Genomic DNA, 513 nt, shown 5'->3' with positions numbered 1-513 from the left:
TGGCCCTGGTACTCCTTGTATTCCTTGTGGACCTTGATCTCCTGTTGCTCCTGTGGCCCCTTGAGGACCTATAGCCCCCTGTATACCTTGTGGACCTTGATCCCCTGTTGCTCCCGTTCCCCCTTGAATACCCTGAACTCCTTGGATTCCTTGTTCACCAGTTACTCCGGTCGGACCAGGAATACCCTGAATACCCTGCGGACCTTCTGGACCTGTTGGGCCAATTGGCCCTTGGATTCCTTGAATTCCTTGTAGCCCCTGCGCACCTGTTTCTCCTGTACTTCCCGTCGGACCTGTTAGCCCCTGACCTGTTGCTCCAGTATTTCCAGTTGCTCCTGTTGCACCAGTCGCACCTGTACTTCCACTCGGTCCGCCACCCGGTCCTGTCACACCAGTTGGCCCCGTTGGACCAGGAGGTCCTCCAGATGGTCCAGTTATCCCTGTTGGGCCTGTTATTCCAGTCGGACCTGTTAGCCCCTGACCCGTTGCTCCGGTTGCACCTGTATTCCCACT

1 pseudogene is annotated in these 513 nt (G+C 56.5%); it reads right to left on the bottom strand.

What is annotated here, in order from left to right:
• Positions 1 to 513: pseudogene (locus MR170_RS31005) on the bottom strand (collagen-like protein); the annotation flags it as partial.

It is taken from the genome of Bacillus cereus group sp. BfR-BA-01524 (assembly GCF_022662595.1).
Lineage (GTDB): Bacteria > Bacillota > Bacilli > Bacillales > Bacillaceae_G > Bacillus_A > Bacillus_A thuringiensis_S.
Note: the sequence above shows the minus strand (reverse complement) of the source record. Positions and strands in the feature narration are given on the sequence as shown.